This is a genomic window from Pseudomonas sp. S5D5 (assembly GCF_003013355.1).
In the GTDB taxonomy this organism is placed as follows: Bacteria; Pseudomonadota; Gammaproteobacteria; order Pseudomonadales; family Pseudomonadaceae; genus Aquipseudomonas; species Aquipseudomonas aylmerensis.
The window spans coordinates 4,072,640-4,090,236 of the sequence record NZ_PTEO01000001.1 but is presented as its reverse complement, the minus strand read 5'-3'; the positions used below and the strand labels follow the sequence as shown (position 1 = coordinate 4,090,236).

Annotated in this window: 15 protein-coding genes; 10 read left to right on the top strand and 5 right to left on the bottom strand. The window is 63.5% G+C overall.

Annotation, left to right across the window (positions count from 1 at the left end; all coding sequences use genetic code 11):
* Nucleotides 1-62 precede the first annotated feature (62 nt).
* Nucleotides 63-842, top strand: a complete 780-nt coding sequence (locus C9990_RS18650) for an acetoin reductase (RefSeq protein WP_106804242.1) — start codon at nt 63-65, stop codon at nt 840-842.
* Between the two features lie 866 nt (nt 843-1,708).
* Here the strand turns inward: C9990_RS18650 and C9990_RS18645 are convergent.
* A complete protein-coding gene (locus C9990_RS18645; RefSeq protein WP_106804241.1) occupies nt 1,709-3,568 on the bottom strand; it encodes a sigma-54-dependent Fis family transcriptional regulator in 1,860 nt (619 codons plus the stop codon).
* Between the two features lie 309 nt (nt 3,569-3,877).
* Between C9990_RS18645 and C9990_RS18640 the strand changes: the two genes are divergently transcribed.
* The 3 genes from C9990_RS18640 to C9990_RS18630 are packed head-to-tail and all read left to right on the top strand — an operon-like array spanning nt 3,878 to nt 7,001.
* Complete coding sequence (locus C9990_RS18640) at nt 3,878-4,855, top strand: thiamine pyrophosphate-dependent dehydrogenase E1 component subunit alpha (protein WP_065906245.1); 978 nt, start codon at nt 3,878-3,880, stop codon at nt 4,853-4,855.
* A 26-nt stretch (nt 4,856-4,881) separates the two neighbouring features.
* A complete protein-coding gene (locus C9990_RS18635) occupies nt 4,882-5,901 on the top strand; it encodes an alpha-ketoacid dehydrogenase subunit beta (protein ID WP_065906247.1) in 1,020 nt (339 codons plus the stop codon).
* The gene (locus C9990_RS18630) at nt 5,898-7,001 is read left to right on the top strand and encodes an acetoin dehydrogenase dihydrolipoyllysine-residue acetyltransferase subunit (protein ID WP_106804240.1); all 1,104 of its coding nucleotides are present in this window, start codon (nt 5,898-5,900) and stop codon (nt 6,999-7,001) included. The genes C9990_RS18635 and C9990_RS18630 overlap by 4 nt, the downstream gene beginning before the upstream one ends.
* A gap of 114 nt (nt 7,002-7,115) precedes the next feature.
* Here the strand turns inward: C9990_RS18630 and C9990_RS18625 are convergent, their stop codons facing one another.
* The gene (locus C9990_RS18625) at nt 7,116-8,012 is read right to left on the bottom strand and encodes a helix-turn-helix domain-containing protein (protein WP_106804239.1); all 897 of its coding nucleotides are present in this window, start codon (nt 8,010-8,012) and stop codon (nt 7,116-7,118) included.
* Between the two features lie 139 nt (nt 8,013-8,151).
* On the opposite strand from C9990_RS18625, the gene C9990_RS18620 reads away from it, so the two are divergent.
* Genes C9990_RS18620 through C9990_RS18610 form a run of 3 tightly spaced genes read left to right on the top strand, consistent with a single transcriptional unit; the run spans nt 8,152 to nt 11,912 of the window.
* Nucleotides 8,152-9,510 (top strand): glutamine synthetase family protein, encoded by a 1,359-nt coding sequence (locus C9990_RS18620; protein ID WP_065906254.1) that lies wholly within the window; start codon nt 8,152-8,154, stop codon nt 9,508-9,510.
* 24 nt (nt 9,511-9,534) lie between these two features.
* The gene (locus tag C9990_RS18615; RefSeq protein ID WP_106804238.1) at nt 9,535-10,623 is read left to right on the top strand and encodes a polyamine ABC transporter substrate-binding protein; all 1,089 of its coding nucleotides are present in this window, start codon (nt 9,535-9,537) and stop codon (nt 10,621-10,623) included.
* Nucleotides 10,620-11,912: an FAD-binding oxidoreductase gene (locus C9990_RS18610; protein ID WP_106804237.1), complete on the top strand. Its 1,293-nt coding sequence runs from the start codon at nt 10,620-10,622 to the stop codon at nt 11,910-11,912. Before C9990_RS18615 ends, C9990_RS18610 begins: the two co-directional genes overlap by 4 nt.
* Before the next feature lie 169 nt (nt 11,913-12,081).
* On the opposite strand, the gene C9990_RS18605 is transcribed toward C9990_RS18610, so the two are convergent.
* Nucleotides 12,082-12,978 (bottom strand): LysR substrate-binding domain-containing protein, encoded by an 897-nt coding sequence (locus C9990_RS18605; RefSeq protein ID WP_106804236.1) that lies wholly within the window; start codon nt 12,976-12,978, stop codon nt 12,082-12,084.
* Nucleotides 12,979-13,090: 112 nt separating this feature from the next.
* Here C9990_RS18605 and C9990_RS18600 point away from each other — a divergent pair, with 112 nt between their 5' ends.
* Genes C9990_RS18600 through C9990_RS18590 form a run of 3 tightly spaced genes read left to right on the top strand, consistent with a single transcriptional unit; the run spans nt 13,091 to nt 15,351 of the window.
* On the top strand, nt 13,091-14,095 hold the full coding sequence (locus C9990_RS18600) for an aldo/keto reductase (RefSeq protein ID WP_106804235.1): 1,005 nt from the start codon (nt 13,091-13,093) through the stop codon (nt 14,093-14,095).
* A gap of 15 nt (nt 14,096-14,110) precedes the next feature.
* Complete coding sequence (locus tag C9990_RS18595; RefSeq protein WP_106804234.1) at nt 14,111-14,908, top strand: SDR family NAD(P)-dependent oxidoreductase; 798 nt, start codon at nt 14,111-14,113, stop codon at nt 14,906-14,908.
* A gap of 26 nt (nt 14,909-14,934) precedes the next feature.
* Nucleotides 14,935-15,351, top strand: a complete 417-nt coding sequence (locus tag C9990_RS18590) for an SRPBCC family protein (protein ID WP_065906262.1) — start codon at nt 14,935-14,937, stop codon at nt 15,349-15,351.
* Nucleotides 15,352-15,490: 139 nt separating this feature from the next.
* On the opposite strand, the gene C9990_RS18580 is transcribed toward C9990_RS18590, so the two are convergent.
* Both C9990_RS18580 and C9990_RS18575 read right to left on the bottom strand, forming a co-directional pair.
* Nucleotides 15,491-16,885, bottom strand: coding sequence for a HAMP domain-containing sensor histidine kinase (locus tag C9990_RS18580; protein WP_065906264.1), 1,395 nt, complete (start codon nt 16,883-16,885; stop codon nt 15,491-15,493).
* A complete protein-coding gene (locus tag C9990_RS18575; protein ID WP_003219726.1) occupies nt 16,863-17,546 on the bottom strand; it encodes a response regulator transcription factor in 684 nt (227 codons plus the stop codon). Before C9990_RS18575 ends, C9990_RS18580 begins: the two co-directional genes overlap by 23 nt.
* Nucleotides 17,547-17,597 lie beyond the last annotated feature (51 nt).

The window sequence follows — 17,597 nt, the reverse complement described above, 5'->3', positions numbered from 1 at the left end:
TCGACAGCCGCCCCGGCGACCTGCGATAGACAAGGCTTCTCTCATCATTGCAGGAGATCGTCATGGGGATTGCTGGAAAAATCGCGCTGGTCACTGGCGCCGGGCAGGGCATTGGCCGGGCCATCGCCCTGCGCCTGGCACAGGACGGTGCCGACATCGCCCTGGTGGACATCAATGGCGCCAAGCTCGAAGCCGTAGCTGCTGAAGTGGTCGCCCTGGGACGCAAGGCCTCGGTGTTTGTCGCCGACGTGTCCAAGCGCGAACAGGTGGTGGCCGCCGTCGAACATGCGCACCAGACCCTGGGTGGCTTCGACATCATCGTCAACAACGCCGGGGTGGCGCAGATCGATTCGCTGCTGGACGTCAGCCCGGAACAGGTCGAACGCACGCTGGGCATCAACGTGCAGGGCGTATTGTGGGGAATCCAGGCCGCCGGCAAGAAATTCAAGGCGCTTGAGCAGAAAGGCAAGATCATCAACGCGTGCTCCATCGCCGGCCATGAAGGCTTCGCGCTGCTTGGGGTGTACTCGGCGACCAAGTTTGCCGTGCGCGCCTTGACCCAGGCGGCGGCAAAGGAATTGGCCAGCGCCGGGATCACGGTCAATGCGTACTGCCCGGGCGTGGTGGGCACCGATATGTGGGTCGAGATCGACAAGCGCATGGCCGAGATTACCGGCGCTGACGTCGGCGCGATGTACAAGAAGTACGTGGAGGGCATTGCCCTGGGCCGCGCGGAAACGCCGGAAGACGTTGCCGGGCTGGTGGCCTTCCTGGCCGGGCCGGATTCGGACTACATGACCGGCCAAGCCCCGTTGATCGACGGCGGGCTCGTCTACCGCTGACGTGCTTGGCTGACGCGGTCAAAAATGTGGGAGCGGGCTTGCTCGCGAAGGCGCAGTGTCAGTCAACCATGATGCAGCTGATCCACCGCTTTCGCGAGCAAGCCCGCTCCCACACTGATTTGTGGCTGGACTGAATCCTATGCCTGGCTCAGTTCCCAGAGTTTTTGGCGGGGCTGGCCTGATTCTTGTGCCTGACACAGTTCCCACAGTTTTTGGAAGGGCTGGACTGATTCCTGTGCCTGACACAGTTCCATTGTGGGAGCGGGCTTGCCCGCGAAAGCGGTGTGTCAGTCAACCCTGATGCAGCTGATCCACCGCCTTCACAGGCAAGCCAGCTCCCACACTGATTTGTGGCTGGACTGAGTCTTGTGCCTGGCTCAGTTCCCACAGTTTTGGAGGGACTGGCCTAATTCTTGTGCCTGACACAGTTCCACTGTGGGAGCGGGCTTGCCCGCGAAAGCGGTGTGTCAGTCAACCATGATGCAGCTGACCCACCGCCATCGCAGGCAAGCCAGCTCCCACACTGATTTGTGGCTGGACTGAATCTTGTGCCTGGCTCAGTTCCCACAGTTTTGGAGGGACTAGCCTGATTCTTGTGTCTGACACAGTTCCATTGTGGGAGCGGGCTTGCCCGCGAAAGCGGTGTGTCAGTCAACCATGATGCAGTTGACCCACCGCCTTCGCAGGCAAGCCAGCTCCCACACTTATTTGTGGCTGGATTGAATCTTGTGTCTGGCACAGTTCCAACAGTCTTTGGAGGGACTGGACTGAATCTTGTGCCTGACACAGTTCCCACAGTTTTTAGAGGGACTGGACTGAATCTTGTGCCTGCCACAATTCCACTGTGCGGACTCGCTCCCACAGGTTCACTGTTTACCAGGCATATCGATGCCCAGTTGGTTGACGCGGCGGTACAGCGTCGCCCGTGAGATCCCCAGCGCCTGCGCCGTCGGCGATGGCTTCCAGCGATGCCGGATCAGCGCATCCAGCACCACCTGGCGCTCGGGGCTCAGTTGAACCTGCGCCTGCAGCGCAACCTGTTCCCCCCGCACTTCCACCGGCAAATCCGCCAGTTGCAGGATGCCGCCTTCGCACACCGCACAGGCATACGCCAGCACGTGCCGCAGTTGCCGCACATTGCCCGGCCAGGCGTAGCCCAACAGCACTTCCAGCGCCGCCTGGCTGATGCCAGCCGCGATGCCACTGTGGCGGGCCTCCTGTTCCAGCAGCCGATTGATCAGGGCCAGTTTGTCGGTGCGTTCGCGCAGCGGCGGCAGGCAGAAACGCGCGCAGCCGAGGCGAAAGTACAGGTCTTCGCGAAAACGTCCTTCACTCACCAGTGCCGCCAGGTCGCGGTGGCTGGCGCAGATCACCTGGATATCCACTGCACGGGTTTTCGCCGCACCCAGGGGCGCCACTTCACCTTCGGCCATCACCCGCAGCAGGCGCGTCTGCAGGGCCAGCGGCATGTCGCCGATTTCATCGAGGAACAGCGTGCCGCCATCGGCCTGCACCAACAGCCCCGGCATGCCCTTGCTGGATGCGCCGGTAAACGCCCCGGCGACATAGCCGAACAGCTCGCTTTCGATCAGGTTTTCCGGGATCGCCGCGCAGTTCACCGCCACGAACGGCCCCTCGCGCCGGGCGCTGCGCTCATGCAATTGGCGCGCGAAGACTTCCTTGCCGGCACCGGTCTCACCTTGCACCAGCACCGGCAGGTTACGGTCCTTGACCCGCACCGCCAGGCGTAGGTGTTCATCCACGCGCGGGTCGACCTGGGTGATCGCGACCGCGCGCGCGGGCGTGCGACGCGGCGTGTTGACGCGCACGTGCAGCACGCCGGGTTCGCCCAGCCATTGCAGGTGCTGGGTCGATTGATCAGTGACTGCACGCAGGGCATCCAGGTCGAATACCTCGCCGATATGCTCCGGCACCTGGCCAAAGCGCCGACGCAGCGCCAGGCGTGCCTTGCTGTTCAGGGCCTGCAGGCGACCGTCCTGGTCCCAGGCCAGCAGCAGGTCGGGCTGGCTGTCGACATAGCCCGGCGTGCTGTGGGCCTGCAGCACCCAGTGCTGGGGAGCGCTGTGCATGAAGAAGGCGTTTTCGATGGCCTGCGCGCTCTGCGCCACCATCTGCCGCACCAGGTGCTGGCTGCGTCGGTCGTCCGGGGACTTGAGCGCCGAGGCATCCAGCACCCCCAGCAGGTTGCCCTGCGGGTCGAACATCGGTGCGGCCGAGCAGGTCAGGTCGATGAAGGCCGCGCGAAAGTGATCGCGCTTGTGCACCGTGACCGCCGCCTTGCTGGTCAGCACCGTGGCCACGCCGCAGGTGCCTTCTTCGGCTTCCGACCAGCACGTGCCCAGGTACAGGCCGGCCTTGCGGCAGTCGCTGCGAATGGCGGTGTCCACGCGGTGGTCGATGGTCTGGCCCTGGGCGTCGGTGAGCATCACGCAGTAGTCGGCGTGGCGCACGCGGTGGTGCAGTTGCCCGACGGCTTCGCCGGCGATGCGCATGAACAGTTCGGCGCGCTCACGGCATTCCTTGAGCAGGGGTTCGCTGAGGATACGCGGCCCCTGCAGGGAGCCGGGGTCCAGGTGATGTTGCTCCATGGAGCGGCGCCAGGAGTCGAAAATCAGCGACGGCACCGGCGCCTGGGGCAGGCGATCGGCATTGCGGACCACGCGACTGACGCAGTCGACGTGCTCTCTGGAGTTCGCGGCGAGCATAAGGCCTCCGGTTCTCGATCTTTGTTGTTATGCCGGCCATTAAGCGCCTATGGGCGCAGGCGGACAAGGGCGGCCTGACCAACAGCCGGCCGTGAGACGCAGCGTCTCACCAGGCCTGAGACGCAGCCTGCAGGCTGCAATGGCGCGTCTCATTCTGCGCAGGCATCGCGCCCCGGTACAACCGCACGGCACTGCTCTGGATCAAGGCTTTGCCAGGTTTTTTCGCGCCTTGGCACAGGCTGTGCTGAACCGCTTGCAGCTGGCCGACGCCAGCCTTTTGTGTGTCGAGACAACCTGGAGAACAACAAGATGTCCACTCACCTGTCCACCGATCAATTGCTGCATGCCTACACCGTGATGCGCACCATCCGTGATTTCGAAGAACGCTTGCACGTGGAATTCGCCACCGGCGAGATCCCCGGTTTCGTGCACCTGTACGCCGGCCAGGAAGCCAGCGCTGCCGGGGTCATGGCCCACCTCAACGATGAAGATTGCATCGCCTCCAACCACCGTGGCCACGGCCATTGCATCGCCAAGGGCGTGGATGTGTTCGGCATGATGGCCGAGATCTACGGCAAGAAAACCGGCGTGTGCGGCGGCAAGGGCGGCTCCATGCACATCGCCGACCAGGAGAAGGGCATGCTCGGCGCCAACGGCATTGTCGGCGCCGGTGCACCGCTGGCCGCAGGCGCGGCGCTGGCCTCCAAGCTCAAGGGCAGCCAAGGCGTGGCCGTGGCGTTTTTTGGCGATGGTGGCTCCAACGAAGGCGCGGTCTTCGAGGCCATGAACCTGGCCGCGATCATGAAACTGCCGTGCCTGTTCGTCGCCGAGAACAACGGCTATGCCGAGGCCACCGGGTCCGGCTGGTCGGTGGCGTGCAAGGACATTGCCGAGCGCGCCGTGGGCTTTGGCATGCCGGGGGTGATTGTCGATGGCAATGATTTCTTCGCCGTGCATGCGGCGCTTGGCGTCGCGGTGGAGCGGGCACGCAAGGGCGAGGGGCCGACGCTGGTGGAGGTCAAGCTGAGCCGTTTCTACGGCCACTTCGAGGGCGATGCGCAAACCTATCGCGGCCCGGATGAAGTGAAGAACCTGCGCGAATCCCACGATTGCCTGGCGTTGTTCCGCCAGCGGTGCAGCGCCGAAGGCTGGCTCGATGCCGCGCAGTTCGAGCGTATCGACGGCGAGGTCGCACAGTTGATCGAAGACGCCGTGCGCCTGGCCAAGTCCGATCCCAAGCCCCTGGCCGCCGATCTGTTGAGTGACGTGTACGTCGCCTACCGCTAATAACAACAATACTCGGAGAGAATTTCATGGCTCGCAAAATCAGCTATCAGCAGGCAATCAACGAAGCCCTGGCCCAGGAAATGCGCCGCGACCAGAGCGTGTTCATCATCGGCCAGGACGTCTCCGGCGGTACCGGCTCACCGGGCGAGCAGGACGCCTGGGGCGGTGTGCTGGGGGTCACCAAGGGCCTGTACCCCGAATTTCCCGAGCGGGTCCTCGATGCGCCATTGTCCGAAGTCGGCTACGTGGGCATGGCCGTCGGCGCCGCGACCCGTGGGATGCGCCCGGTGTGCGAATTGATGTTCGTCGACTTTATCGGCTGCTGCCTCGACCAGTTGCTCAACCAGGCCGCCAAGTTCCGCTACATGTTCGGCGGCAAGACCACCACGCCGCTGGTGGTGCGCGCCATGTACGGCGCCGGTCTGCGCGCTGCGGCCCAGCACTCGCAGATGCTCACCTCGATGTGGACGCACATCCCCGGCCTCAAGGTGGTGTGCCCGGCCACGCCGTATGACGCCAAGGGCATGCTGATCCAGGCTATCCGCGACAACGACCCGGTGATTTTCCTTGAGCACAAACTGCTCTACAGCCTGCAGGGCGAGGTGCCGGAAGAGCTGTACACCGTGCCGTTCGGCGAGGCCAACTTTGTCCGCGAAGGCCGCGACGTGACCCTGGTGACTTACGGGCGCATGGTGCATGTCGCCCTCGAAGCCGCCGCCAACCTGGCCCGCCAGGGGATCGACTGCGAAGTGCTGGACCTGCGCACCACCAGCCCGCTGGACGAAGACAGCATCCTTGAAAGCGTGGAGAAAACCGGGCGCCTGGTGGTGATCGACGAGTCCAACCCGCGTTGCTCCATCGCCACCGACATCAGCGCACTGGTGGCCCAGCAGGGGTTCTCGTTCCTGCGCGCGCCGATCGAGATGGTGACCGCGCCGCACACGCCGGTGCCGTTTTCCGATGCACTGGAAGACCTGTACATCCCCAACGCGGCGAAGATCGAGGCTGCCGTGCTGAAGATCGCCGACAAGAGGAATGCCGCATGATCCATACCTTGACCATGCCCAAATGGGGCCTGTCGATGACCGAAGGCCGCCTCGATGTCTGGCTCAAACAACCGGGCGACCGGGTGGAGAAGGGCGAGGAGGTGCTGGATGTGGAGACCGACAAAATCTCCAGCAGTGTCGAAGCGCCGTTCAGTGGTGTGCTGCGCCGGGTGCTGGCGCTGAGTGACGAGACCCTGCCGGTGGGCGCGCTGCTGGCGATTGTGGTGGAGGGCGAAGCCACCGAAGAGGAGATCGATGCGGTGGTGGCGCGTTTCAATGCGGGGTTCGTCTCAAGCAACGCCGAAGCCGAAGCGTCGGGACCGAGTGCGCAGAAGGTCGAGGTTGGCGGGCGTTTGCTGCGTTACCTCGACCTGGGTGAGGGCGGCACGCCGCTGGTGCTGGTGCATGGCTTTGGCGGCGACTTGAACAACTGGCTGTTCAACCAACCGGCCTTGGCGGCCGAGCGGCGCGTGATCGCGCTGGATTTGCCGGGGCATGGCGAGTCGGGGAAACACCTGCACAACGGCGATGCCGACGAGTTGAGCCAGGCCGTGTTGGCCTTGCTCGATCACCTCGGGCTCGACCGCGTGCACCTGGCCGGCCACTCCATGGGCGGGCTGGTTGCGCTGACGATTGCCGACCAGGCTCCCGCGCGTGTTGCCTCACTCAGCCTGATCGCCAGCGCCGGCCTGGGAGCGGACATCAACGGCGATTACCTGCAAGGGTTCACCGAAGCCAACAACCGCAACGCGCTCAAGCCGCAGCTGGTGCAACTGTTCAGCGACCCCGCGCTGGTGACGCGACAAATGCTCGAGGACATGCTCAAATTCAAGCGACTGGAAGGCGTGGACCAGGCCCTGCGGCAACTGAATACGCAGCTGTTTGATGGGGGGCGGCAGACGCGGGACTTACGCAGCGTGGTGGGTCGCCAGCCGAGCTTGGTGATCTGGGGCAGTGACGATGCAATCATCCCGGCCAGCCATGCCGAGGGGTTGCAGGCCCAGGTGGAGATTGTGCCGGGGCAGGGGCATATGGTGCAGTTGGAGGCGGCGGAGCAGGTGAATCAGTTGCTGAGTCTGTTCCTCAAATCTCAAGCCTGATAGCAATCAAATGGGGGGGCGGGCTTGCTCGCGAATACGGTGGGTCAGTCAGACATTGATTGCCTGACACAGCGCTTTCGCGAGCAAGCCCACGCCCACAGGGTTAATCGTGTATCAACCATGACGCTTGAGGGTTTCGCTGGGCAGTTCCTTGAACAACGCCCGATAACTGTTGGAAAACCGCCCCAGGTGCCAGAACGACCAGTTCATCGCCACCTCTGCCACGGTGGAACCCGCTGAGCTCAACAGTTCACGCCGCGCACCATTCAACCGACGCAACCGCAACCACTGCGCCGGACTCATCCCGGTGTAGGTCTTGAAGCCCTGCTGCAACTGACGCAGTGGCACGCCGGCAATCTGGGCCAGCTCCAGCAGGTTGATGGTCTCATCCGGCGCATCTGCCACCCACTCGCCAATGCGTGCCATCAACCGGCGTTCTTCGCTGCGCCGCTGCAACGAGCTGCGGTCCAGGCACACGCAGGCGTTGTCGAGAATGAACAGGCAATCGTCGAGCAACTGCTGGGTCAGGGCATCGCGGCTGATCGGATCGATCACCGTGGCCAGGCGCGTGAGCGTGCCACTGAGCCAGCGGGTGAACAGCGCATTCTGCTGGCAGGTCAGCGGCGCCATGAACAAGCCTTCGAGTTTCGCCACGTCCAGGCCATGGCGCTGCACGAACTGCGGGCCGAACACCACCGCCACTTCACGGTAGTTTTCCGGGGTGATCCAGGTGTTGCGGCTCTCGCCATTGAGCATGTACAGCGCGTTGTCGCTGCCATCGAAACAGAACGCCAGCGAGCCCGGTGGCGCGTTGAAGTGCTGCTCCACGCGGGTGTTCATGCACTCTTCGTAGACCTCGACGCCCTGCAGGTCGAGGTAGCGGATCTGCCCGGCAAAATGCCCCGGGGACATCTGCTGGTACTGCTGCACCCAGCCGGGTGTCGCACTGCATTGAGCGGCCACATCACCGGTAGTGAAGGCCTGTACGCGCAAAGCTGTTGCCTGTGTCATGGGTGATCCGTGCGCACTCTATTGGTGCGTTGTGGTTCGTGCAAAGTGGATAGATGGCCTGTGAAGGCTGGCCCAAGATAGACCTCAATGCGCCAGGAGTACAAGCCGGCGCATGCACCCAACCCATGACGAGGTCCTTATGAACGCCCCCTTCGATCAGCTGTCCGCCTGGCTGAAAGAACACAAGATTACCGAAGTCGAATGCGTGATCAGTGATTTGACTGGCATCGCCCGCGGCAAGATTGCACCCACCAACAAGTTCCTGCATGAGCGAGGCATGCGCCTGCCGGAAAGTGTGTTGCTGCAAACGGTAACCGGGGACTTTGTCGACGACGATATCTACTACGACCTGCTCGACCCGGCCGACATCGACATGATCTGCCGCCCGGTATCCAACGCCACTTACGTGGTGCCCTGGGCCATCGAACCCACCGCGATCGTGATCCACGACACCTTCGACAAGCAGGGCAATCCTATCGAGCTGTCGCCGCGCAACGTGCTGAAAAAGGTCCTGCAGCTCTACACCGACCAGGGCTGGCAGCCGATCGTGGCGCCGGAAATGGAGTTCTACCTGACCCAGCGCTGCGAGGACCCGGACCTGCCATTGAAAACCCCGATTGGCCGTTCCGGTCGCGCCGAAACCGGACGCCAGTCATTTTCCATCGACGCCGCCAACGAGTTCGACCCGCTGTTCGAAGACGTCTATGACTGGTGCGAAGCGCAGGGCTTGGACCTCGATACGCTGATCCACGAAGACGGCCCGGCGCAGATGGAAATCAACTTCCGCCACGGCGACGCCCTCGACCTCGCCGACCAGATCACCGTATTCAAGCGCACCCTGCGCGAAGCCGCACTCAAGCACAACGTGGCCGCGACCTTCATGGCCAAGCCAGTGGCCGACGAGCCGGGCAGCGCCATGCACCTGCACCAGAGCGTGGTCGACATCGCCACCGGCAAGCCGGTGTTTGTCGACGCCGACGGGAGCATGAGCCAGCTGTTCCTGCACCATATCGGCGGCTTGCAGAAATACATCCCCAAGCTGTTGCCGATGTTCGCGCCGAACGTCAATTCGTTCCGCCGCTTCCTGCCGGACACCTCGGCGCCGGTCAATGTGGAGTGGGGTGAAGAGAACCGCACCGTCGGCCTGCGCGTGCCGACCTCGAGCCCCGACGCGATGCGCGTGGAAAACCGCCTGCCGGGCGCCGATGCCAATCCTTACCTGGCGATTGCGGCTAGTCTGCTGTGTGGCTACCTGGGCATGATCGAGCAGATCGAACCCAGTGCGCCGGTCGAAGGCCGTGCCTATGAGCGCCGCAACCTGCGCTTGCCGTTCACCCTCGAAGACGCCCTGGCGCGCATGGAGGATTGCGACACGGTCAAGCAGTACCTGGGCGAAAAGTTTGTGCGCGGCTATGTCGCGGTCAAGCGCGCCGAGCACGAGAATTTCAAGCGGGTGATCAGTTCCTGGGAACGTGAGTTCCTGTTGCTGAGCGTCTAAAAAAACCAAAAAAGGGGTGTCGATATGCGTCTCGTGAAAAAGCTTCTCCCGCTGGCCCTGGTGGCCGCGTTCAGCAGTGCCAGCCAGGCCGCGCCGACGATGAGCGTCTACAACTGGACCGACTACATCGGCGAGACCACCTTGGCCGATTTCCAGGCCAAGACCGGGATCAAGGTGATCTACGACGTGTTCGACTCCAACGAAACCCTGGAGGGCAAGTTGCTCGCGGGGCGCACCGGCTATGACGTGGTGGTGCCGTCCAACCACTTCCTGGCACGCCAGGTGAAGGCCGGCGCGTTCCTCAAGCTCGACCGTGCGCAGTTGCCCAACTTCAAGAACCTCGACCCCAAGCTGCTCAAGCTGCTGGAGAAAAACGACCCGGGCAATGCGCACTCGGTGCCGTACCTGTGGGGCACCAATGGCATTGGCTACAACGTCGACAAGGTCAAGCAAGTGCTGGGCATCGACCATATCGATTCGTGGGCGGTGCTGTTCGAGCCAGAGAACATCAAGAAGCTCAACCAGTGCGGCGTGGCGTTCCTCGACTCGGCAGATGAGCTGTTCCCGGCAATCCTCAACTACATGGGCAAGGACCCACGCAGCGAGAACCCCAAGGACTATCAGGAAGCTGAAGCCAAGCTGCTGACGCTGCGTCCCTACATCACCTACTTCCATTCCTCCAAGTACATCTCGGATCTGGCCAACGGCGATATCTGCGTGGCCTTCGGTTACTCCGGCGACGTCTTCCAGGCCGCCAACCGCGCCAAGGAAGCCAAGAACGGCGTGAACATTGCCTACTCGATTCCCAAGGAAGGTTCCAACCTGTGGTTCGACCTGCTGGCGATTCCCGCCGATGCCAGCAACCCGAAGGAGGCCCATGCCTTCATCAACTATCTGCTCGACCCTGAAGTGATCGCCAAGGTCAGTGCCTCGGTCGGCTATGCCAACGCCAACCCCGCGGCCAAGACGTTCATGGACCCGGAACTGGTGAACAACCCTGAGGTGTACCCGTCCCAGGAAGTGCTTGACAAACTCTACATTTCCACCACGCCGACCCCGGCGACCATGCGCCTGATGACCCGCGCCTGGAGCAAAGTGAAGACCAATAAATGATCCCATCCAGTGACCACGCCCGTTCCTACTATCGCGCCTCGGCCAACGCCATGCCGGCGCGCCCGTCGCTGGGCGCCGACCTGACGGCCGATGTGTGTGTGATCGGCGGCGGTTTCACCGGCGTCAACACCGCCATCGAGTTGGCCGAGCGCGGGCTCTCGGTGATCCTGCTGGAGGCCCGGCGCATTGGCTGGGGCGCCAGCGGGCGTAACGGCGGGCAGTTGATTCGCGGGATTGGTCATGACGTCTCGGGGTTTGCCAAGTACGTGGGCGAGGAGGGCGTGCGTTACCTGGAGCGCGCGGGCATCGAGTCGGTGGCGTTGGTGGGCGAGCGGATTCGCGCGCACGGCATCGACTGCGACCTGCGCTGGGGCTTTTGTGAGTTGGCGAATACGCCGGCACAGTTCGCCGCGTTCAAGGGCGAACAGGCGCACCTGGCAGCGCTGGGATATACCCATGAAACGCGCCTGGTCGGCCCTGGGGATATGCAGCAAGTGGTCGGCTCAACGCTGTATGCCGGGGGCCTGGTGGACATGGGCTCGGGGCATTTGCACCCGTTGAACCTGGTGCTGGGCGAGGCGCATGTGGCCGAGTCCCTCGGCGTGCGGATTTTCGAGCACACTGAAGTGCTGGAACTGCTCCACGGCGACACGGTGCAGGTGCGCTGTGCCGGGGGCACCGTGCGCGCCGCCAACCTGGTGCTGGCGTGCAATGCGCACCTGGACGAATTGGAGCCGCGCCTGAGCGGCAAGGTACTGCCAGCGGGCAGCTACATCATCGCCACCGAGCCGTTGTCGGAGGAGATGGCCAACCAGTTGATCCCGCAGAACCTGGCGCTGTGCGACCAGAAAGTCGGCCTGGATTACTACCGGTTGTCCGCCGACCGCCGCCTGCTGTTCGGCGGCGCCTGTCACTACTCCGGACGCGATCCAGCGGACATCGCCGCGTATATGCAGCCGAAAATGCTCAAGGTATTCCCGCAACTGGCCAACACGGCCATCGAGTTCCAGTGGGGCGGCAAGATCGGCATCACGGCCAATCGTTTTCCCCAGGTCGGGCGCTTGCAGCAGTACCCGAATGTGTTCTATGCCCAGGGCTATTCCGGGCATGGGCTCAACGTCACTCACTGGTGCGCACGGCTGCTGGCCGAAGGTATCCACGCCGGCCACAGCAAGGGGCTGGATATCTTCAGCCAGGTGCCGCACATGACCTTCCCCGGCGGCAAGGCCTTGCGTTCGCCACTGCTGGCGTTGGGGATGCTGTGGTATCGCCTGAAGGAATGGATCTAGCCGACGCCGCCCTCCAAATGTGGGAGCGGGCTTGCTCGCGAATACGGTCTGTCAGTCACCGGATGTATTGGCTGGACCAACGCCTTCGCGAGCAAGCCCGCTCCCACATTTTGGATGTATGCAGGGCTCAGGTTTGGCGTCGTGGCTGAAGGCGTTGACGGTTGGAGTCCTATTCGCCCGTGGGTTCGGTGAGTACCTTGCGGAACGTTTCCACCAGCGGGCGCAGGTTGATCCGGTGCCACGCCGCCCACAGTGGCGTGGTGTAGGTCAGCCAGGGCAGTTCGCGCAGCACCACGCCCGGCGGTGCATTGCGGCTCAGGCCTTTTTGCACCATCGCCACCCCCAACCCGGAGGCGACCAGGCCCAAGGCGGTGAACGGCTCGCTGGCTTCCATGGGAATCTGCGGGGTGAAGCCGGCGCGGATGCAGGCGGCGACAAAGTCATCGGCGGGGTTGGCGCCGGATTTGCGCTGCACGCCAATCCACTCCTGATCGGCCAGGTGCTCGGGCAGCAGTTCAGTCTGCCTGGCCAGCGGGTGATGCTCGGGCAGGGCCAGCAGCATCGGGTCGTCCAGCACTTGCAGGGCGGTCAGTTCCGGGTCATCGGCGGCCGGTGGTTCCGCCACCAGGGCGATGTCCAGGCTGCGCTGGCGCAGGCCTTCGAGTTGTTCGAGGGAGGGCAGGTTGTACAGCTTGATGTGCACGGTGGGCCGGTCGTCGCGCAGGATGCGCAAGGCATTCGGCAGCACGCCGGCGTGCATGGCGTTCTCGATGTAGCCGATGCACAGGCCACCTTCTTCACCACGGCCGAGGCGCTTGCCCAGGGATTCGAGGCGATTGGCGTGGGTCAGCAGGGCCTTGGTCTCGGCGAGAAAAGTCTGCCCGTCGCGGGTCAGGCGGATGCGTTGCTGGCTGCGTTCGAACAGGGTCAGGCCCAGGCGTTCTTCGAGCTGGGCAATCTGCCGGCTCAACGGCGACTGCGAGATATGCAGGCGCTCGGCGGCGCGGCCGACGTGTTCTTCTTCAGCGACCACTTCGAAGTAGCGCAACTGGCGTAGATCAATCATGTAAGACCTATTGGGACTCAAGTTGGTCGCAGTATGTCTTGGACGGTCCGATCTAGGCAATCTACGATCTGCTCAACGGTCACAGCGACCCTGAACCGATTGAGGATCCACCATGAGCTTGAAAGACAAATTGCCCGGCCAACTGGGCTTTGGCACGGCCCCACTGGGCAACATGTTCCGCGCCATCCCTGAGGAAGAAGCCCAGGCCACCGTCGAGGCCGCCTGGAACCAGGGCGTGCGCTACTTCGATACCGCGCCGTTCTACGGTTCGGGCCTGTCGGAAATCCGCCTGGGCCAGGCCCTGTCGCAATACCGTCGCGACGACTTCGTGCTCAGCACCAAGGTCGGCCGCCTGATCCTCGACGAAGTCGAAGAAAGCGCGCGTGATCTCGGTGAAAAAAGCGGCGTGTTCGAACACGGTCGCCCGAACAAGATGGTCAACGACTACAGCGCCGATGCCACCTTGCGCTCCATCGAAGACAGCCTGAACCGCCTGCAGACCGATCGCCTGGATATCGTCTGGATTCACGACATCGCCCAGGACTTCTACGGCGACCAGTGGCTGGACTACTTCAACCAGGCCCGCACCGGCGCCTTCAAGGTGCTGACCCGCCTGCGTGAAGAGGGTGTGATCAAGGCCTGGGGCCTGGGGGTGAATCGCGTCGAGCCCTGCGAGCTGACCCTGGACCTTGCCGAAGCCCAACCCGACGGTTTCCTGCTGGCCGGCCGCTACACCTTGCTGGACCACGACCGCGCCCTGCAGCGCTTGATGGACGCCGCCCTGGCGCAGCAGGTCGAAATCGTCGTCGGTGGCCCGTACAGCTCGGGGATCCTTGCCGGGGGCGCGCACTTCGAATACCAGCCAGCGGGCCCGGCGATCATCCACAAGGTCGAGCAGATCAAGGCGATTGCCCAGGCCTTTGGCGTGAGTGTGAAGGCGGCGGCGCTGCAGTTTTCCCTGGCGCATCCTGCCGTGGCGGCGGTCATTCCGGGCGCCAGTCGTCCGGGGCGGATTGCCGAAGACGTCGCGGCGTTGTCAGAGAAGATTCCGGCAGCCTTCTGGCAGGCCCTGCGCGATGCCCACTTGGTGTCGGACCGCGCACCACTGCCGCTCTAATACGAGGATTCCAGCATGAAGATTGATGTAAGCGGCAAAGTAGCCATCGTCAGCGGCAGCACGGCAGGCATCGGCCTGAGTATCAGCCAGGCCCTGGCAGCGTCCGGCGCCACCGTGGTGGTGATCGGGCGCGAAGCGGGCAAGGTCGATGACGCACTGGCGAGCATTCGCCAGGCGGTGCCCGGCGCCAACCTGCGCGGGCTGGTGGCGGACCTGGGCACCGCTGAAGGCGCCGACACACTGTTCGCCGCCGAACCGCGTGCCGACATCCTGGTCAACAACCTGGGCATCTTCAACGATGTGGATTTCTTCGAAGCGCCGGACAGCGAATGGACACGCTTCTACGAGGTCAACGTGATCTCCGGTGTGCGCCTGGCGCGGCACTACGTGCCGGGCATGGTCGAGCAGGGCTGGGGTCGGGTGATTTTCCTGTCCTCGGAATCCGGGGTGGCAACGCCGGCGGACATGATCAACTACGGCGTGACCAAGAGCGCCAACCTGGCCGTGTCCCACGGCCTGGCCAAGCGCCTGGCCGGCACTGGGGTGACCGTCAACGCGGTGCTGCCGGGCCCGACTTTCACCGACGGCCTGGAGCAGATGCTCAAGGACGCCACCGCGAAGTCCGGGCGCAGTGCACGGGACGAGGCCGATGTGTTTGTGCGAAACGCGCGACCCACTTCGATCATCCAGCGCGCAGCGAATGTGGATGAAGTGGCGAACCTGGTGGCGTACATTGCTTCACCCCTGTCCTCCGCGACCACCGGTGCCGCGTTGCGGGTCGATGGTGGTGTCGTCGATAGCATGGCGATCTGAATTTTTTACCTTCTGGAGTATTTATCGTGGCAACAGCGTCTTCTGTGATTGAAATTCCGGTGTCGGCCGATCAGGTCTGGCAATTGGTGGGCGGCTTCAACAGCCTGCCGGACTGGCTGCCGTTCATCGTCAAGAGCGAGCCCAGCGATGGCGGCCGCGTGCGGCACCTGCAGACTGCCGACGGCGGCGTGGTGGTCGAGCGCCTGCAGGCCTTCGATAACGTCGGGCGCACTTACAGCTACACGATTGAGCAATCGCCGTTTCCGGTGAGTGCTTACCTGGCGACCTTGCAGGTCGAGGCGCTTGGCGAATCGTCGGCGAAAGTGACCTGGTCCGGCGTGTTCACGCCGGCGGCGGGGACCACGGACGCGGCGGTGGAAGAGCTGTTTGCCGGGGTGTACAGCGGCGGGCTTGAAGCGCTGCGGGCCAATTTCCCGGCCTGACTCGATCAGCCAGGCAACACCATTCCAATGTGGGAGCGGGCTTGCTCGCGAATGCGGTGGATCAGTCGATACTGTTGGTGACTGACAGACCGCTTTCGCGAGCAAGCCCGCTCCCACATTTATTGACCCGGGGGAGTACTCAGGCTTCCGGCATCAGTTGCTGGCGGCATTCGAGAATCAGGCGGGCGCCGCCTTGCTCGCTGCTGCCGACTTCGAGCTTGAACCCGTGCAGGTTGATGATCGCCGCCACAATCGACAAGCCCAAGCCGAACCCGCCTTGCTGGTCGCCTTCATCCACGCGGTAGAAGCGCTGGAACACCGCATCACGTTCGGCGGCCGGGATGCCCGGGCCGGAGTCGTGGACTTCGATGCGCGTGCTGCCGGCATCGTTGAGACCCCGCAGGATCACCTCGCCACCCGGTGGGGAAAACTTGATCGAGTTGCTCAGCAGGTTGGCCAATGCTTCGAACAACAGTGCGCGGTCGCCGGTGATCCACGGCAAGGACTCGGGGACTTCAAGGCGCAGCTGCAATTCGCCTTCTTCTGCCAGGGGCAGGTAGAAGTCATGCAATTCGCGCAACAGTGGCAGCGGGTCCATCACCAGGAAGCCTGAGCGGCGCTGGTGGTCCTCCAATTCCGAGATCCGCAGCAGCCCGCGAAAGCGTGCCATCAGGGTGTCGGTCTCGGTAATTGCATCGTCGAGTTTTACCGCGTAGTGCGAGTCGGCCTCCGCTTCCTGGCGGATGCGGTAGAGCTGCGCCCGCAGGCGGGTCAGCGGCGTGCGCAAGTCGTGGGCGATGTTGTCGCACACGCCCTTGACCTCGTTCATCAGCTTCTCGATGCGGTCGAGCATGGCGTTGACGATGGCCGCGAGCATGTCCAGCTCGTCACGCCGGTTGGACAGCGGCAGGCGGTGAGTGAGGTCGCCGGCGACGATGGCTTCGGCGCTGGCCTGGATCCCACGGATCCGGCGCAACGGGCGGCGGCGCAGCAAATGCCAGCCAGCGGCGCCGGGAATGATCGTCAGCGACAGCGCCCACAACAGCGCGTGCCAGATGATCCGCGTCACGCCAAACAACGAGCCGTTGGCCCGCACCAGCACCAGCCAGCGGCCGTCGTCGGTGTGGGTGGCCACGGCGTCGCAGCTGTCCTTGGGCAGTTTGGGGTCGTCGGAATCGACGCAGTTGGCCAGGGCGTGGATCTTGCCGTCCAGCGGCAAGTCGGGCGGAATCGCGCGGATCGGCCCGCTCAAGGGGCGAAACTGCTCGTCGAACAGGCCGTAGGCGTCCACGCCCTTCATGTCGAAGGTCATGCTGGTGGTCAGGGCTTCCACCAGTTCCTCGCCGTCGAAACGCTGGAATAAATGTTGGCGCTGCATCAGCGAATGGCGCGACAGATCACCCAGGTAACCCGACACTTCGTAGTACAGCACCCCCATGAGGATGCAGCTCCAGGCCACGAACAACGAGCTGTACAGCGCCAGCAGGCGGCTGCTGGAGGAGCGCCAGCCCTTAGAGGGGTTCAGCAATGACATAACCGGAACCTCGTACCGTGCGGATCAGCGGCGTGAGGCCCGGTGGATCGATTTTCTTGCGCAAGCGACCGATGTGCACATCGATCAAGTTGGTGCCCGGGTCGAAGTGATACCCCCAGACTTCCTCGAAGATCATCATCCGCGACAGGATCTGCCCGGTGTTGCGCATCAGGAATTCGAGCAGTTTGTATTCGGTCGGCAGCAGGCTCAGCGGCTGTTCGGCACGGCTGGCTTCACGGCTGATCAGGTTGAGTTCCAGGTCGGCCACGCGCAGGGCGGTCTCGAACTCCTTGACCGTGCTTTTACGCCGCAGCAGCACTTCGACGCGGGCGGCCATTTCATCCGAGGCGAAAGGCTTGGTCAGGTAGTCATCGCCGCCGGCGCGCAGGCCGCGCACGCGCTCGTCGACGTCGGAGAGGGCGCTGATCATCAGGATCGGCGTGGACACGCCGATGGTGCGCAGGGTGGTGACGATGGCCAGGCCATCGAGTTCGGGCAGCATGCGGTCGAGGGTGATCAGATCGTAATCACCGCTCACGGCACGGACCAGGCCTTCGCGGCCGTTGTCCACCCAATCTACGTCCAGTCCATGGCTACTCAGCTCGGCGACGATCTCGCGGGCCGTTACGGCGTCATCCTCGATGGTCAAAATACGGGTCATGGGATTACCTTTCACACAGGAAAACCGCAATCGCCGGCAAGCCGGCGCCTA

What these genes read in the sequence shown, in the direction of transcription:
- C9990_RS18635 (WP_065906247.1), top strand. Translation starts at nt 4,882, where the DNA reads ATGGCTCGCAAAATCAGCTATCAGCAGGCAATCAACGAAGCCCTGGCC.
- C9990_RS18615 (WP_106804238.1), top strand. Translation starts at nt 9,535, where the DNA reads ATGCGTCTCGTGAAAAAGCTTCTCCCGCTGGCCCTGGTGGCCGCGTTC.
- C9990_RS18620 (WP_065906254.1), top strand. Translation starts at nt 8,152, where the DNA reads ATGAACGCCCCCTTCGATCAGCTGTCCGCCTGGCTGAAAGAACACAAG.
- C9990_RS18600 (WP_106804235.1), top strand. Translation starts at nt 13,091, where the DNA reads ATGAGCTTGAAAGACAAATTGCCCGGCCAACTGGGCTTTGGCACGGCC.
- C9990_RS18580 (WP_065906264.1), bottom strand. Translation starts at nt 16,885, where the DNA reads ATGTCATTGCTGAACCCCTCTAAGGGCTGGCGCTCCTCCAGCAGCCGC.
- C9990_RS18645 (WP_106804241.1), bottom strand. Translation starts at nt 3,568, where the DNA reads ATGCTCGCCGCGAACTCCAGAGAGCACGTCGACTGCGTCAGTCGCGTG.
- C9990_RS18575 (WP_003219726.1), bottom strand. Translation starts at nt 17,546, where the DNA reads ATGACCCGTATTTTGACCATCGAGGATGACGCCGTAACGGCCCGCGAG.
- C9990_RS18610 (WP_106804237.1), top strand. Translation starts at nt 10,620, where the DNA reads ATGATCCCATCCAGTGACCACGCCCGTTCCTACTATCGCGCCTCGGCC.
- C9990_RS18605 (WP_106804236.1), bottom strand. Translation starts at nt 12,978, where the DNA reads ATGATTGATCTACGCCAGTTGCGCTACTTCGAAGTGGTCGCTGAAGAA.
- C9990_RS18640 (WP_065906245.1), top strand. Translation starts at nt 3,878, where the DNA reads ATGTCCACTCACCTGTCCACCGATCAATTGCTGCATGCCTACACCGTG.
- C9990_RS18650 (WP_106804242.1), top strand. Translation starts at nt 63, where the DNA reads ATGGGGATTGCTGGAAAAATCGCGCTGGTCACTGGCGCCGGGCAGGGC.
- C9990_RS18625 (WP_106804239.1), bottom strand. Translation starts at nt 8,012, where the DNA reads ATGACACAGGCAACAGCTTTGCGCGTACAGGCCTTCACTACCGGTGAT.
- C9990_RS18595 (WP_106804234.1), top strand. Translation starts at nt 14,111, where the DNA reads ATGAAGATTGATGTAAGCGGCAAAGTAGCCATCGTCAGCGGCAGCACG.
- C9990_RS18630 (WP_106804240.1), top strand. Translation starts at nt 5,898, where the DNA reads ATGATCCATACCTTGACCATGCCCAAATGGGGCCTGTCGATGACCGAA.